Source organism: Pseudomonas granadensis, assembly GCF_900105485.1.
GTDB classification, from domain to species: Bacteria; Pseudomonadota; Gammaproteobacteria; order Pseudomonadales; family Pseudomonadaceae; genus Aquipseudomonas; species Aquipseudomonas granadensis.
Genome location: NZ_LT629778.1, coordinates 5,929,433 through 5,943,070 on the forward strand (window position 1 = coordinate 5,929,433; position 13,638 = coordinate 5,943,070).

At 57.4% G+C, this 13,638-nt stretch carries 17 protein-coding genes, 1 tRNA gene and 1 pseudogene; 9 read left to right on the forward strand and 10 right to left on the reverse strand.

Annotated features, from left to right (window positions below; genetic code table 11):
* The first annotated feature begins 50 nt into the window (after positions 1-50).
* The 4 genes from BLU52_RS26480 (at position 51) to BLU52_RS26495 (ending at position 2,263) form a co-directional block, all read left to right on the forward strand.
* On the forward strand, positions 51-797 hold the full coding sequence (locus BLU52_RS26480) for a 2OG-Fe dioxygenase family protein (RefSeq protein WP_090288355.1): 747 nt from the start codon (positions 51-53) through the stop codon (positions 795-797).
* 79 nt (positions 798-876) lie between these two features.
* Positions 877-1,254, forward strand: a complete 378-nt coding sequence (locus BLU52_RS26485; protein ID WP_016986309.1) for a GNAT family N-acetyltransferase — start codon at positions 877-879, stop codon at positions 1,252-1,254.
* The gene (locus tag BLU52_RS26490) at positions 1,251-1,967 is read left to right on the forward strand and encodes an AzlC family ABC transporter permease (protein WP_090288357.1); all 717 of its coding nucleotides are present in this window, start codon (positions 1,251-1,253) and stop codon (positions 1,965-1,967) included. The genes BLU52_RS26485 and BLU52_RS26490 overlap by 4 nt, the downstream gene beginning before the upstream one ends.
* On the forward strand, positions 1,946-2,263 hold the full coding sequence (locus BLU52_RS26495; RefSeq protein WP_090288359.1) for an AzlD domain-containing protein: 318 nt from the start codon (positions 1,946-1,948) through the stop codon (positions 2,261-2,263). Before BLU52_RS26490 ends, BLU52_RS26495 begins: the two co-directional genes overlap by 22 nt.
* On the opposite strand, the gene BLU52_RS26500 is transcribed toward BLU52_RS26495, so the two are convergent.
* Positions 2,180-3,106: a LysR family transcriptional regulator gene (locus tag BLU52_RS26500; protein WP_090288361.1), complete on the reverse strand. Its 927-nt coding sequence runs from the start codon at positions 3,104-3,106 to the stop codon at positions 2,180-2,182. The two genes, BLU52_RS26495 and BLU52_RS26500, sit on opposite strands and share 84 nt — an antisense overlap.
* Before the next feature lie 320 nt (positions 3,107-3,426).
* On the opposite strand from BLU52_RS26500, the gene BLU52_RS26505 reads away from it, so the two are divergent.
* Positions 3,427-3,837, forward strand: coding sequence for an MbcA/ParS/Xre antitoxin family protein (locus BLU52_RS26505; protein ID WP_090288363.1), 411 nt, complete (start codon positions 3,427-3,429; stop codon positions 3,835-3,837).
* 11 nt (positions 3,838-3,848) lie between these two features.
* Positions 3,849-4,514 (forward strand): RES family NAD+ phosphorylase, encoded by a 666-nt coding sequence (locus BLU52_RS26510; RefSeq protein WP_090288705.1) that lies wholly within the window; start codon positions 3,849-3,851, stop codon positions 4,512-4,514.
* A gap of 49 nt (positions 4,515-4,563) precedes the next feature.
* Here the strand turns inward: BLU52_RS26510 and BLU52_RS26515 are convergent, their stop codons facing one another.
* Positions 4,564-4,839, reverse strand: a complete 276-nt coding sequence (locus BLU52_RS26515; protein WP_039756474.1) for a DUF3077 domain-containing protein — start codon at positions 4,837-4,839, stop codon at positions 4,564-4,566.
* Positions 4,840-5,306: 467 nt separating this feature from the next.
* On the opposite strand from BLU52_RS26515, the gene BLU52_RS26520 reads away from it, so the two are divergent.
* The 3 genes and pseudogenes from BLU52_RS26520 to BLU52_RS26530 form a co-directional block, all read left to right on the forward strand.
* Positions 5,307-5,489 (forward strand): type II toxin-antitoxin system HicA family toxin, encoded by a 183-nt coding sequence (locus BLU52_RS26520; protein WP_039757027.1) that lies wholly within the window; start codon positions 5,307-5,309, stop codon positions 5,487-5,489.
* A gap of 30 nt (positions 5,490-5,519) precedes the next feature.
* Complete coding sequence (locus tag BLU52_RS26525; protein ID WP_090288365.1) at positions 5,520-5,945, forward strand: type II toxin-antitoxin system HicB family antitoxin; 426 nt, start codon at positions 5,520-5,522, stop codon at positions 5,943-5,945.
* Positions 5,946-6,109: 164 nt separating this feature from the next.
* A pseudogene (locus BLU52_RS26530) lies at positions 6,110-6,208 on the forward strand (helix-turn-helix domain-containing protein); the annotation flags it as partial.
* A 628-nt stretch (positions 6,209-6,836) separates the two neighbouring features.
* On the opposite strand, the gene BLU52_RS26540 reads toward BLU52_RS26530, so the two are convergent.
* From BLU52_RS26540 to BLU52_RS27070, 8 genes are all read right to left on the reverse strand, one after another.
* The gene (locus tag BLU52_RS26540; RefSeq protein ID WP_090288367.1) at positions 6,837-7,994 is read right to left on the reverse strand and encodes an ATP-binding protein; all 1,158 of its coding nucleotides are present in this window, start codon (positions 7,992-7,994) and stop codon (positions 6,837-6,839) included.
* Positions 7,995-8,236: 242 nt separating this feature from the next.
* Positions 8,237-8,312, reverse strand: a tRNA-Thr gene (locus BLU52_RS26545).
* A 75-nt stretch (positions 8,313-8,387) separates the two neighbouring features.
* Positions 8,388-9,215: an FkbM family methyltransferase gene (locus tag BLU52_RS26550; protein ID WP_090288369.1), complete on the reverse strand. Its 828-nt coding sequence runs from the start codon at positions 9,213-9,215 to the stop codon at positions 8,388-8,390.
* A 343-nt stretch (positions 9,216-9,558) separates the two neighbouring features.
* On the reverse strand, positions 9,559-10,794 hold the full coding sequence (locus BLU52_RS26555; protein ID WP_090288373.1) for a methyltransferase: 1,236 nt from the start codon (positions 10,792-10,794) through the stop codon (positions 9,559-9,561).
* A complete protein-coding gene (locus BLU52_RS26560; protein ID WP_090288375.1) occupies positions 10,775-11,464 on the reverse strand; it encodes an ABC transporter permease in 690 nt (229 codons plus the stop codon). The genes BLU52_RS26555 and BLU52_RS26560 overlap by 20 nt, the downstream gene beginning before the upstream one ends.
* Positions 11,461-12,156, reverse strand: coding sequence for an ABC transporter permease (locus BLU52_RS26565; RefSeq protein ID WP_090288376.1), 696 nt, complete (start codon positions 12,154-12,156; stop codon positions 11,461-11,463). Before BLU52_RS26565 ends, BLU52_RS26560 begins: the two co-directional genes overlap by 4 nt.
* Before the next feature lie 77 nt (positions 12,157-12,233).
* On the reverse strand, positions 12,234-12,983 hold the full coding sequence (locus BLU52_RS26570; protein ID WP_090288378.1) for an ABC transporter substrate-binding protein: 750 nt from the start codon (positions 12,981-12,983) through the stop codon (positions 12,234-12,236).
* A 13-nt stretch (positions 12,984-12,996) separates the two neighbouring features.
* Positions 12,997-13,638, reverse strand: a 642-nt coding sequence (locus BLU52_RS27070; protein ID WP_090288380.1) for an ATP-binding cassette domain-containing protein, incomplete at its 5' end; no start/stop codon positions are given.

Genomic DNA, 13,638 nt, shown 5'->3' on the forward strand with positions numbered 1-13,638 from the left:
AATTCTCCACCTAATAGATTAGGCCGCTCAACGCAGCGGAGATTTGGGTAATGATCGTTTTGAACAGAGAAGTGGGCGAATCGCTACGGCGCGACAAATATGTCAACGTCCAGGGTGGTGACTTCAATCTCTACGGTCATTTTGCCGACTTCGTCAGATTGACCAAAAGTTGGGAAAACATGGAGCCTGACAGCTACTACGGTCAGGCCGAAGCCGGCATGCGTTACCGTCGTTACAGCGACTTCGAATACAACCCGAAGACTCGCGAACTGAAGCAACTCGAACATCGCGCTTACGTGCAGTCGAAGGAAAACAACGCCTACGTCGGTGGCGTCGTGCGGCACTTCCAGGACTTCTCCGAGGAAGTGATGAATTCGCCGGTGATGCGCAGCCTGATCGACACGGACTTCGAAGTGTATAAAAGCGTACTACCGGAAGAGCTGCACGATGAAATCTGGCAGTGCCAGATCCATCAGATCCGCATCGAGATCAAACCCGGCAAACAACTGGAAATCACCCCGGAAGGCATTCACTGCGACGGCTACCCGTTCAGCGGTGTGCATTTCTGGGGGCGCAATAACGTCGAGGGTGCGGAGAGTCGTTTGTACGACATCCACGAGCATCAACTGGCGTCGACCACTTACCAGGAAATTCTCGACACCACCTATTTCCTCGACCGTGACATGCGCCACTACGTGACCCCGGCGCGCAATACGCACACCCATGCCATGGCATTCCGGCAGATTCTGGCGATTTCCTTCTCGCGGCCCGGGACCGCTTTCGACATTGTTCGCTAATCAGATCACCCCAGTCGACGGCGTCGAGTGCTCAACGCCCGTGGTGTTGCGCCGCGCCACCGCCAAGGATGCGCAGCGCATGGAGCGCTTTTTCCGTCAGTTCGACGAAGTGTCGTTCTGCGAATGGCAGGACGCCAAGTGCCTGCGCGGCGTGCTGATCCAGAAAACCACCACGGCCTATCTGGCGTTCGACGTTGCCGGCGAAATCGTCGGCGCGGTGTTGGGTGGCATGCTCGGTAGCCGCGGCACCATCAATCACTTGGCGGTCAGCCCGCGCTATCGCAGCCAGGGCGTCGGTCAACGGCTGGTTGAAGCGGCGTCATCCGACATGAAACGGGTCGGGGTGTTGCGGATGTTTCTGTTCGTCGACGATGCTAACCTCGCGGGCAAGCGTTTTTGGGCAGCCCAGGGTTTTTGCGAGCCTCACGGCGAACGGACATTTGAGAGGGACCTATGAATGAAACGTCCGGCAGTGCGCCGTTGATGGCCGACCATCAGCCGTCGCGCACGTTTGCCGAAGCCAGCCCGGTGGTCGCCGGGTATTTCACGGTGGCGTTCGTGTTCGGCCTGATGGCTGTGAATGCCGGGCTGCCGATGTGGCTGCCGGTAGCGATGTGCTTGTTCGTGTATGCCGGCGCTTCGCAATTCGCCGCGCTGGCGCTGATCTCCAGCGGCGCATCGCTGACCACCATCGTGCTGACGACTTTTCTGATCAATGCGCGGCACATGCTGATGTCGGTGTACATGGCCAAAGCCTTGCGTGCGCTCGGCCTGAGCCGCATGGAGCGCTGGTGTTACGCTGGTGGCCTGACCGATGAATCCTTTGCGTTTCACAGCGTCAAGCTCGGTACAGGCGCCCCCGTCAACGTGCGTTATCTGATCGGTTTCAACCTGTTCTGCCACACCTCTTGGGTGCTCGGTGGCCTGCTCGGCGCGGTGTGCGCGCAGTACGCCGCGCACCTGATCAAATATCAGCTCGACTACGCCCTGACTGCCATGATGCTTTACGTGCTGGTGTCGCTGTGCAACACACGCAACAAACTCATCGCTGCCGCTGCTGCGGTGGTTTGCATGGGCGCGTTGAGCCTGATGGGCAGTTCGCCGTTCAATGTGTTTATCGCCACGTTTGTGGGCTGCGGAGTCGGTGTATGCCTGACCAAACGTTCCTGATCCTGGTGGTCGCGCTGATGATGGCGGTGACGTTCCTGCCGCGCGCGCTGCCGCTGCAAATCAACACCGAACACTGGCCGCCGTTTATCGCGCGGGCATTGGAGTACTTGCCGGTGGCGATCGTCGCCGCGATCAGCCTGACCCCCTTGTTGATCAAGGACCGGCAGATACAGCTCGATCGCCCGGAATTCTATGCCGCGATTCCGACGTTGCTATGTGCGTATTTCAGCAAAAACCTCTTTCTCAGTGTGGCGGTGGGGACGGCTGCGTACATTGCGCTCGGCTCGTTCATGTAACGGCAAGTCGACGACATCGCTCAACGCCTGGCTCGACAACTCCGGATTGTTCACCGCCAGGCGCACCTCGAGGAAATCCTCGAAACCGGGGAAAATCGTCAGGCCGTTTTTCTGCGCGGCCTCACGCGAAACCATGCCCACCGCGTCCATTTGCGTGATCAACGACAGCGTCAAAGTTTCACTGCACGAATAAACCATGCGTTGGCCATTCTCGTGATTGCCCAGACCTGCATCGAGAAAGCGCAAAAAGCTGTGGGAATACGGACAATCTTCCGCAGGACGCACCTGAAACTTGTTGCCCAGCAAGGTCAGCGGATCGTTTTCCTGGCCACAATGCGCACCGACCACCTGGACCTGCACCTCCGGCAGCACAATGCTCGGCAAACCCGGGCGCTGCGGACCGATCAACACCGCCAGATCGAAATCTTCATTTTTCAGCTTGCTGAGATTCTCCATCGACTCGGCGTAGCTGAACTCCATCTGATAATCCGGAAACACCTCGATCAGACGCCCGATCATGCGCCGGTTGAAGTCGGGTGCCAGGGTATTGTTCAACGCCACCTTCAACGTGCGCTGCCCCGGCACTTTCAACGCCGCGACTTTTTCTTCCATCTGTCGCGTCGCGATCAACACCTTGTCGATGTAAGGCGTGAGCTCCGTGCCTTGCGGCGTCAGCGTCAGACCTTTGTTGGAACGTCGAAACAAACGAAAACCGAACTGTTCTTCGACCTTGTTCAACTGCGCGGCCAACGCCTGCACGGTCAGACACGAATGGTCCGCTGCGGCCGACAACGAGCCGGTCTGCACGATGCGCATCAGGTTGCGTAAGGTTCTGCTATCCATGGGTAATGCCCTCTGAAATGGGCTGGGTATTGTTGTGTACGAGACGACCGAACCGGCGCCATATGCTGGCTATATTCCTGTACCTGAGCATAGTTGTCGCGGATTTAGTAGCGAATTGATTTCCCCGCCGATGGCTGGAGGCTGACAGAGGATCGGGGTTTTTGGTGGGGTGGGGGTGATGGGGGTCAAGGGAAGGGTGAGGATTTTGCAGAAAGCGTACGGCCCGTCTCGTCTAGAGGGTCATTCGTATGTGTATTAAATTAAGCGTCTACTACAGATATGTACTAACCTGAAGGCACACAGTTTATGGGAGGCAACTGATGCCAACGTCATCCATTGTTTTAAGTCCACGGGAACAACTCGCCGCCCCCGAAGCCGGCCGCGTTGCGCTGAAGTTTTTCTTCAATCTCATGGAGCACTGGGGCTGCAGCGCCGAGCAGCAACGCACCTTACTTGGCGGCGTCGGCAACACCACGTTCTACAAATACAAGCACCTGCCACCCAATATCCGTTTGCCCCACGACACCCTTGAGCGCATCTCCTATCTGATGGGCATTCACAAAGCGTTGAGCATCATCTTCAGCAACAGCCGCGAACGCGCCTATACCTGGGTCAGCAGCCCGAACACGGCAGCACCATTCAATGGCAAGACGGCGCTGGATTACATGCTGGCGGGGAGGGTGATCGACATCGCCGATGTGCGCCGCTACCTCGACGGAGTGCGCGGTTGAAAACCCCGGCGCTGGTCGATGTGCCATGGCCGCGGGCGTATCGCATCGTCAACAGCAGCTTCCCGCCGATTGCCCTGTTCGAAGACGTCCTCGACCCCGAAGACCTCGAAATCGCCTACGCCATCGAAGCGCTGACCAACGATCGCCTGATCGAACAGGCCGGCGTACTCGCCCGCGTACGCCCCGAAGATCGCCTGTCCGGCCCCGGCTCCAGCCCGGTGATGGCCGCCTTCACCCACGTCGGCAAACGCAGCCGTTTCAGCGACGGCAGCTTCGGCGTCTACTACGCCGCGAGCAGCCAGGCAGCGGCGATTGCCGAGACCTGTTTTCACCAGGAGCGTTTTCTCGCTGCGACGCAGGAAGCCGATCTTGAGTTGACCATGCGCACTTACGTCAATCGAGTGGTCAAGCCGCTGCATGATGTTCGCCATGGCTTTGAAAGCCTGCATCAGCCTGACCCGGAAGCGTACGGCCCATCGCAAGCATTCGCGCGGCAGCTGCGCGACGCCGAGTCGTGGGGCTTGCTCTATAACAGCGTGCGATTGGCTGGGCACGAGTGTATTGCAGCGCTTCGGCCGCCGGCGGTTTCGATTCCGAAGCAGGGGAAGCATTTGCGGTATGTGTGGAGTGCGAGCGAGCGCAAGATTTCGATTGTGTTTGAGATTAGTCAGGTTTGAGCGCAAAAAGCCCTCGCATTGACGCGAGGGCTTAATGTGGCGAGTTACGTCAATGGCTGACTGGCGGCGCATCCAGAACTTTCACAACATCATCGATCAGCGCCTTGCTCAACTCCTGCAAATACTGCGAGGCATAGGCGTGGAGATCAGGATCTCGAGAAATCGTGGAGTCCGCAGTGAGAAGCTTTGAAATGTGCAGCAGGTGCGAGGCATGTGATAAAGCGGCAACCACCGGTACGCCCCGGTTGGTGCGAAACATCGCCTGATTGGACTGAAAGGAAAAATGCGTGAGGCCGGGTAATTTCAGATCGAGGAGATTGGTCATTGCGCTTCACCGTTCGAGTGAAAGTGAAGCGAGGTGAACGGTTTCGCGAAGCAGCGTATTGCGGGTGGATCGATGGCATTCATCTGTGAAACTCCCTGTTTCAAATGAGAGCTGCCAATTCGTTATCAGGCGAATGGGTGGCAGCTACGCGCAGGCTGATAAACCGGAGATACAGGAACCCGGCAGACCCGAAAGTCTCCCACGCATAGCCGCCATTGCACGGTAATGCAGACACAAAAAAGCGCCGGCAATCGTGATTTGGGGCGCTGGTGCGCCTGTATCTTACGCGGGTTATCAGGCCCGGTCGCTGAATTGGCAGCGACGGGATTGACGGTAGCTCGACAGGAGCAACTGCGCAATCATGGCCGAGTGCTGGCCTTGAGCGGTTATTTACCCATGCAACAATTTTGTTGCATATGCATCAGATATGTTGCACATTCGCTCTACCGAAACAGCGAGTGATGCACATGAAGTACAGCGAGTTTCGGCGATGGTTGAAAGCCCATGGCGTTGAGTTCCAAGCCGGCAAGGGCAGCCATTTCAAGGTTTCCTTGAATGGCAAATCAACTGTGTTTCCCGATCACGGAGCCAAGGAAATGGGCGAAGGGTTGAGAAAAACGATAATAAAACAGTTGGGCCTAAAGGATTGAGGCCCAGCTGTACCCATGAGAGGAAGCGTGATGTTCGAATACGCCTTGGATGTTCACGAAGAGCCGGGCAGCGTCTGGCTGACTTGTGCTGCTATTCCAGAGATGCACGCTGTCGGCGACACTCGGGGGGAGGCATTGACTACCGCCATCGATGCGATTGAGACGGCATTTTCCATCTATGTGGATGATCGCCGGTTGATCCCAACTGCTCACACAGGAGAGCAGGAAAATGATGTTGTGTTGCGCCTTCCTGCACTGACTGCCGCGAAAGTTGCGCTTTGGAATTCGCTATTGGAGTCAGGTGTCAGCAAAGCCGAACTGGCGCGTCGTCTTGGTGTGCAACGGCCCCAGGTCGATCGGCTAGTTGATTTCCTGCACCACTCCAAAATCGAGAATGTCGAGCGCGCTTTGCAGCAGTTAGGGCGGCGGATTTCTTTATCGGTGGAGGCGGCGTAGTTCAGCATTTACATTAGAAGGATCGCCATCTGAGGCAGTTCGGAGCGTAGCGTCCAAATATGACGCGGTCTCTGCGTCGTTTTCGAGCGTTCACTACTGACAAGCAGGCAGAGTTCAGCGGCTCGGCGGCAACCTTCCAAAGCGACTTGTAAGAGGGATAAACGATGGATCGTGAGAAGGAACAATTTCAGCAGGATTTGCTGGACTCTGTACGGCAAATGAATACTGGAAAAGCTGCACGCGTCACCGAAGGGACGCTTTCACCACCAGTCGGCACGCCAGATAACGCGGGTGAAGTATCCGCACCCGAGAATTAACAAAGCCTCTGCATTTCCGTAGGGGCTTCGCTTTGTAGGAGAAGCAGGAACGGGGCAGACCTATCTTTTCTTGTTTCAAAAGCGGTATCTGCGCCCAGTGATGCTAGCTTTGAATACCACATCAACTTGCTTGCATATGCTTCGGTATCGAGCCAGTGCACTATTCAAGGAAAGCGCGTAATGGAGCTACACCATGAGTTTGAGGACAGCCAATTCTTCCATCGATCCCGAATCGATCGTCGCGCCGCCGATGCTTTGGTCGGGTTGGCCGCTGGGATTACAGCCGACGGTATCGTGAACATCGCTGAGGCGGTATTTCTAAAGCAGTGGTTGGAGGACAACCTCGCGCATTTGAACGACCCGGTGATCAATCTGCTGTATTCACGTTTGGCGTGCATACTTCAGGACAATGCTCTAGACGTGGATGAGTCGCGAGAGCTGCTTGATATTCTGCGTAGTTTCTCTGGAGTGCGCATTGAGAGACCGAAGGAAAACAGGGTCAGACTACGATTTTCGATATTTAATTGGAAACGTGGTCTGACCCCCTATTCCCTTCGGGGAACCAGTCCGCAACCTAACTCCCCCCAATCAAAGCCCGCTCTTCCAGCCAGATCTCTTGAACAAACTGATCTGTAATGGCATAAATCCCATGCCCGCGTCGCATGATGATGTTCTCGGCAACCAGCGCAATCACCACCGGTTGAATCTCTTCGACGCGCACCTCTCGCCCTACTGATTTTGAATACTCCGCCGCTGCATCAGTGGAAAAGATCCCGCGAGCGTCACCTTCCGTTGAGGCGATTTTGTTGAAGATGGCTTGGGCCAGGCTGCCCAGTTGTTCGACTTTTTCGAGCTCAATGCTCGCCGCTGCCGAGCGTAGTGTGCTGGCTATGACGGGCAGGAAAACATCGGGTTCGCCCTCTTGCTGCAATAGCTGGCGAAGGGCTTTGAGCATCTCTTCAGGTCTGTTTCCCAAGGTATCGAACGCATCGATGGCGACTTCGAGGGAAGGCAGCTTCTCCTTTTTCACTGTCATTGCGAGTCGGTTGAGCAGGAATTCAACGTAATCGCCTTTCAGCAACGGGTAGGCGGCTGACGTGGCGCCGGAGAAGGCGTGGTTGCGTTTGGCGGTCAATTCGCTGACCTGCGCCCTGTGGGAGCCGGTCCCGATGAACAGAAAATAGCCCGGTGTATGTGGGCGTGGGTTGATTGCGTCTCGAGCTGCTTTGAGCGCCAGCAATAACTGGTTGCCGTCATCGGAAGAAATGGCGTGATGCACTTCATCGATGATCAATACCAGATCTGTCTTCGCTTGATCCACGACTCCTGTGAGTGCTTGCGCCAGTGTCGGGCCGTGGGGGCTGCCAATGCTGTCGAGTTTGAAGCCGAACTTGAATCCTGCGGCGCCAATTTCGACATTGCTGACGCGTCTGAATGTTTCCAGTACCGAGGAGCCCGGCGTTTGCAGATCTTTCAGGGTTTTTTGGATGGCGTTGTGTAAGAGCGTGGCTGGCTTAGCGAGAGTATTGCTCCACAAGTCGACGTAAATTACCAAAGCACCGCGATCTTCCAGTGCCGGGACAAGATCGTTCCTCAGAAATGTGGTTTTGCCTGTACGGCGCGGGCTGGACAGGAATAGACCTGAGCGCAGACCTTCATCGAGTACGCTCGGACTCAAAAGCTGGTTTGCCATCGATTCAGCCAACTCAGAGCGCTGAAAGATGTTGCTCATTCAATGACCCCTGCTTGTGGGCAAGCCATAATTATTGGCTGTTCATAATTCATTATAAAAATTGAGATTTGAACCGTTTGCGCAGATGCGGCGTTTGCCATTTATGACGGAAACATGCCGAGCAGTAGAGCTTTAACTAAAGAAGGCTGGATCAGGTCGTATCAAGGCGAGATGTCGCCCAAAAATATGAACACCCCAGAAACAACAAAGCCCCTGCATTTCTGCAGGGGCCTCGTTTTGTATGGTGCCGGCACCAGGAGTCGAACCCGGGACCTACTGATTACAAGTCAGTTGCTCTACCAACTGAGCTATACCGGCGTGTGGGCGACGATTATAGCGATTGGGAAGATCCTGTAAACCCCTGAATTCAGACTATTTTTGCGTTGCCGCAAATCAGGCTCTAAGCAGTACGTTTCGCAGCTTCTGCAGCGCTCGAACGGCGCGGCTGTTTTGCAGGGCATGCAGTTGGCTTTCAGCCTGTTCGGCGCGGTGCAGGGCTTCGGCGAGTTGTCTGGCGGTGTCGGGGCTGAGTGGATGCGCGAGGGCGTGGCCGCGGCAGAGTTGGAAGTTGTCGAGGGTGCAGGGCGGAATTTCGAACGCCGGTTTGAGGTTGAGGTGTTCGTCGGCGAGGAACCAGGTGTTGAGGCCGTCGAACATGACGGACTGATAGCCGGCGTCGGTGACCAGGTGTTCCCAGGTGTGATCGCGCAGCCATGGGGTTTCGATCAGGATGATCCATGGGCGGAAGCGGCTGAAGTCCATGCCGCGCAGAACGGTTTCTTCGTGGCCTTCGACGTCGATCTTGAGGAAGTGGATGGGCCGGTCGGCGGCGTGTTGTTCGCAGATCGAGGTGAGTGTGCGGGCCTCGACGGTGAAGCTTTGCACGTTCATGCCGAGGTCTTTGCGTTGTTGGGCAACGACGGGGTCGGCGGTGGACAGGCCGGTGTCCGGGATGCCGTAGAAGTTCACTGCGCCGGGCTGGTCGCTGGCGATGCATTGCACGGTGGTGTCCCGGGGGCGTTGCTGGCGGAGCGCGTCGTAGTAATTCTTCATCGGCTCGACGTTGATGCCATGCCAGCCATGATCGTAGAACGCTTTGGTGACCGAATCGTGGCTCGGGTCGTTGGCGCCGACATCGATGTAGAAACCGTGTTCGAACTGCTTGAGCGCGCGCCACAGGCGGACGTCTTCGAAGTTCTGTGCATAGGATATGAACGTCACGGTCGCTTCCTGTCGGTCGATTTTATTATTCAGGCATGTGCCGGCGAGGCGGTGAGGCTTTGTATAGCAAGGCTGGCGGAGGCTCGCAATTATTTGATTTGGATGCCCGCAATTCGGCGGTTATGCCGTTTTGATTGGCGGCTTATGCACAACGCGAAGCCTTGTTCGTCTACTTAGGCCGGTTTTCTAATAGTCATTCTCATTTTTTATGCAAATCGCTGTTTTGCCGGTTTTTTATTGATGTGAACAAAAAATGACCAGAGCAGCAGGCAGGTCGAAACAGGCGGATATATTGGATCCGCGCAAATTTAATCAACAGAGTTATCCACAGGCTGGCGGGCTGTTATTCGCGTTCGGCCAAAAGCAGTAAGTTTCGAGGCGTAAGGGGCGTTTCGCAGAATGTGCCGAGGCGCACCGCATAGCCTTGCTCGACCAGAAAAAGCGCTCGATCCAGATTCAGCCAAAGCTCTAGCGGCCGCCTGAATAGCCCGCGCAGCAACTCCAGATTCCGAACTTCGGCCAGACGCTGCCAACCGGAAGCTTCTAGATGCTCCCAATCTGCCGTGCCGACTGTGGATAAGTCCTTGAGGGCTGCAAGATCGCGGCAGTAGTCGGCAAACGGTTTATCCAGCCAGGCGCTCGGTAATGACGGGGTGGGCAAGTATTCGTCAGCGCCACGCAACTGCCGTTGCAGCAAATCGAAGGCCAGACGACGAGCCATTGAAGTGTCGCGCTGGCGTCGGACTCGTGCACCGGCGGTGACGGTTTCGCTCATGGGCAGGGCCAGATCTTCCCGCGATAGCCGTAGGACAGACCGCAGGCCAGGTGACGACAATGCCTGATATTCGCTCTGATCGGTGCGGTTATAGCAACACGGCGCAATCGCCATCTGCTGGCACCCGGCCGCGCTGGCCAGTTGCATCAAGCGAACGTGCAGATCGCCGCAAGCGTGGAGCGCGACGGGTGTGTGTGCGGCGTTCAAGATAGTGCACGCGTCGGCCGCCAGTACGTCCTGTTCGATATGCAGAGCATGCAAATGGTGACGCTGACTCAGCGCTTGACCGCTGGCGACCAGCGCAGGATCGTACTCAACACACGTCAGTTGCTGCCCTGCGTTGAGCAACCGCCGGCCCAGATGACCTTTGCCCGAACACCAGTCCAGCCAATGCGTCGGCGGCAATGAAAAAGCCAAACGGCTGGCAAACGCCTCGATCTGCTGCCATTTGCGCCCCGGCACATCGACATTCAAGCGGTGGCCGGCGGTTAGTAGCGCATGTCCCGGCAGCGAGCCGACCGCGCTTAATTTCGCCGATAACTTTGCCAATGAGGCGAACGGCTCAGGCGCATCGGCAAGGTCAGCAGGTTGGTTATGAGCGTTCTCTGCGTCGTTCAGTGAGCGCCCGCGTAGCCACGAAGACAACTCGGGGTAGGCAGTTTCCCAAGGAAGTGAAAGATGAGTGAACGGACGAGGTTTCCAAAGCGCCTGATGCTCGATCAAAAAAGCATCCAGCGCGCTGAAGCGGGCGAGTAGGGCCTCGCCCGTCAGTACGTCGCAGGATTCAGCGGCCCTGGCAGGCATCGACGCGCAGCCAACGCTCCAGCAGCTTGAAGCCGCGCACCAGCACGTAGGCCATGACCAGATAGAACACGCCGGCGGCGAAGAATATCTCCACCGGCAAATAGGTGCGGGCAATGATCGTGCGCGCCATGCCGGTCAGCTCGAGCAAGGTCACGGTGCTCGCCAGCGCGCTGGCCTTGAGCATCAGGATCACTTCGTTGCTGTAGGCCGGCAGGCCGATGCGCGCGGCACGGGGCAGGACGATGTAGAACATCGCTTTGGGTCTGGACATGCCCAAGGCCCGCGCGGCTTCGATCTCGCCGGGTGGAATCGCCTGAATCGCGCCGCGCAGGATTTCGGCAATGTACGCCGCCGTGTGCAGCGTCATGGTCACGGTCGCACACCAGAACGGATCGCGCAGGTAGGGCCACAACGCGCTTCCACGCACCGCGTCGAACTGCGCCAGGCCGTAATAAACCAGGAACAGCTGCACCAGCAGCGGCGTGCCACGGAAAAAGAAAATGTAGGCGTAAGGCAGCGAGCGCACGTACCACCGCTTCGAAGAGCGGGCGATGCCCAGCGGAATGGCGAGCAGCAGGCCGGCGATTACCGCAATGGCGACCAGCTCCAGCGTCAGGGTCGCGCCTTGCGCCAGTTTCGGCAGCCACTTGATGATCACTTCCCAGTTCATTGTGCGCTCCTCGCAAAGCCGCGGGCGGCGCGTTTTTCCAGGAAGTGCATGCCGGTCATCGCCAGTACCGTCAGGCCCAGATACATGACGGCCGCGACCATATAAAAGGTGAACGGCTGTTTCGACACGGTCACGCCGATCTGCGCGTGACGCATGATTTCTTCCAGGCCGATCACGGAAACCAGCGCGGTGTCTTTCATCAGGATCATGAACAGATTGCCCAGACCGGGCAGGGCGATGCGCCACATCTGCGGCATGATCAGGCGGGTGAAGATCCGCCATTTCGACAGGCCCAGGGCCTGGCCGGCTTCACGATGGCCCTTGGGAATGGCGAGGATCGCGCCGCGAAACACTTCCGTGGCGTAGGCACCGAAGCACAGGCCCAGGGCGATCACGCCGGCGGCGAAGGCATTGAGTTGCAGGTCGGGGTTGCCGAAGTACTCGCCGAGGGCGCGCATCAGGTTGACCGTACCGAAGTAGATCAACAGCACCCAGAGCAATTCCGGAACGCCACGTACCAGCGTCGAATAAGTGCCGCCGAGCCATTGCAGCGGCTTGTACGGGGAAGTCTTGGCCAGGGCGCCGAGCAGGCCGAGCACCAGGCCCAGGCACAGGGCGGTGAGGGCCAGTTGGACGGTCATCAGCGCGCCGGCGGCAAGCGCCGGGCCGAATCCGTAGAGGTCGATAATCATGGATTTCTGTTCAAATTGCGGCAGGCAAAGTCGGGAGCCGGCGCCGCTTGGTCACAGCGCCAGTCCCACAGGTCAGATCAATAGATGCTGAACGGGAAGTACTTGTCGTTGATTTTCTTGTAGGTACCGTCAGCGACGATTTCCTTCAGAGCGGTGTTCAGCTTCTCGCGCAGCGGGTCACCCTTGCGCACCGCGATGCCGATCTTGTCGCTTTCTACGACCGGGTCGCCTTTGAACTCGTAGGCCTTGCCGGCGTCGCTTTTCAGCCAGTCATAGTTGGCGTACTTGTCCGCAAGGATCGCGTCGACGCGACCGGAAGTCAGGTCGAGATAGGCGTTTTCCTGGGTGTCGTAGAGTTTGACGTCGACATCTGTACCGTAGGTGTCATCAAGCCAGGTACCGGCCAGGGTCGCACGCTGGGTACCGATGGTCTTGCCTTTGAGCGAGTCCTTGTCGGTTTTGAAGTCGACGTTTTTCGGCGCGATGAACTGCAGCTTGTTCGAGTAGTACGGGTCGGTGAAGTCCACCGCGCCCTTGCGCTCGTCGGTAATCGACAGCGAGGAGATCAGGAAGTCGAACTTCTTCGCGTTCAGGGCTGGGATGATGCCGTCCCAGTCGGAAGTGACCACGGTGCACTCGACTTTCATCTTCGCGCACAGGGCGTCGCCGATTTCCTTGTCGAAGCCGACCACCTGGCCGCTGGCGTCTTTGTTATTGAACGGCGGGTAGGCCGCTTCGATGCCCATTTTCAGGGTCTCAGCCACGGCACCGGCGCTGAACGCCAGGGTCACAGCGGCGGCCAGGAAGACCTTTTTGAAATTCTGCATGCATGTTGCTCCGTTAGCGGTTGCTGGACATGAATTGTTTGCAGCGCGCCGAAAGCGGGTTTTCGAACACCTGCTGTGGCGATCCTTGCTCTTCTATAAGGCCCTGATGAAGGAACACCACTTCGCTGGAAACCTGACGGGCGAAGCTCATCTCGTGGGTCACGAGCAGCATGGTGCGGCCTTCTTCGGCCAATGCGCGGATGACACTAAGTACTTCCTGAACCATTTCCGGGTCAAGCGCGGAGGTGGGCTCGTCGAACAGGATTACCTTCGGCTGCATCGCCAATGTGCGGGCGATGGCCGCGCGTTGTTGCTGACCGCCGGACAGTTGCGCCGGATAGGCGTGGCGCTTGTCGGCGATGCCGACCTTGGCCAGCAGTGCTTCGGCGACTTCGATGGCTTCGGCCTTGCTCTGGCCGAGCACGCGACGCGGAGCTTCGATGACGTTGTCGAGCACGCTCATGTGCGGCCACAGATTAAAGTTTTGAAATACAAAACCAATCTCGGAGCGCAGGCGATTGATCTGTTTGCCATCGGCGGCAACCAGTTCGCCGTTCTTCGCGGCTTTGAGCTTGAGTTCTTCGCCGGCCACCAGAATCTGGCCTTGGTGCGGGTTTTCCAGCAGATTGATGCAGCGCAGGAAAGTGGACTTGCC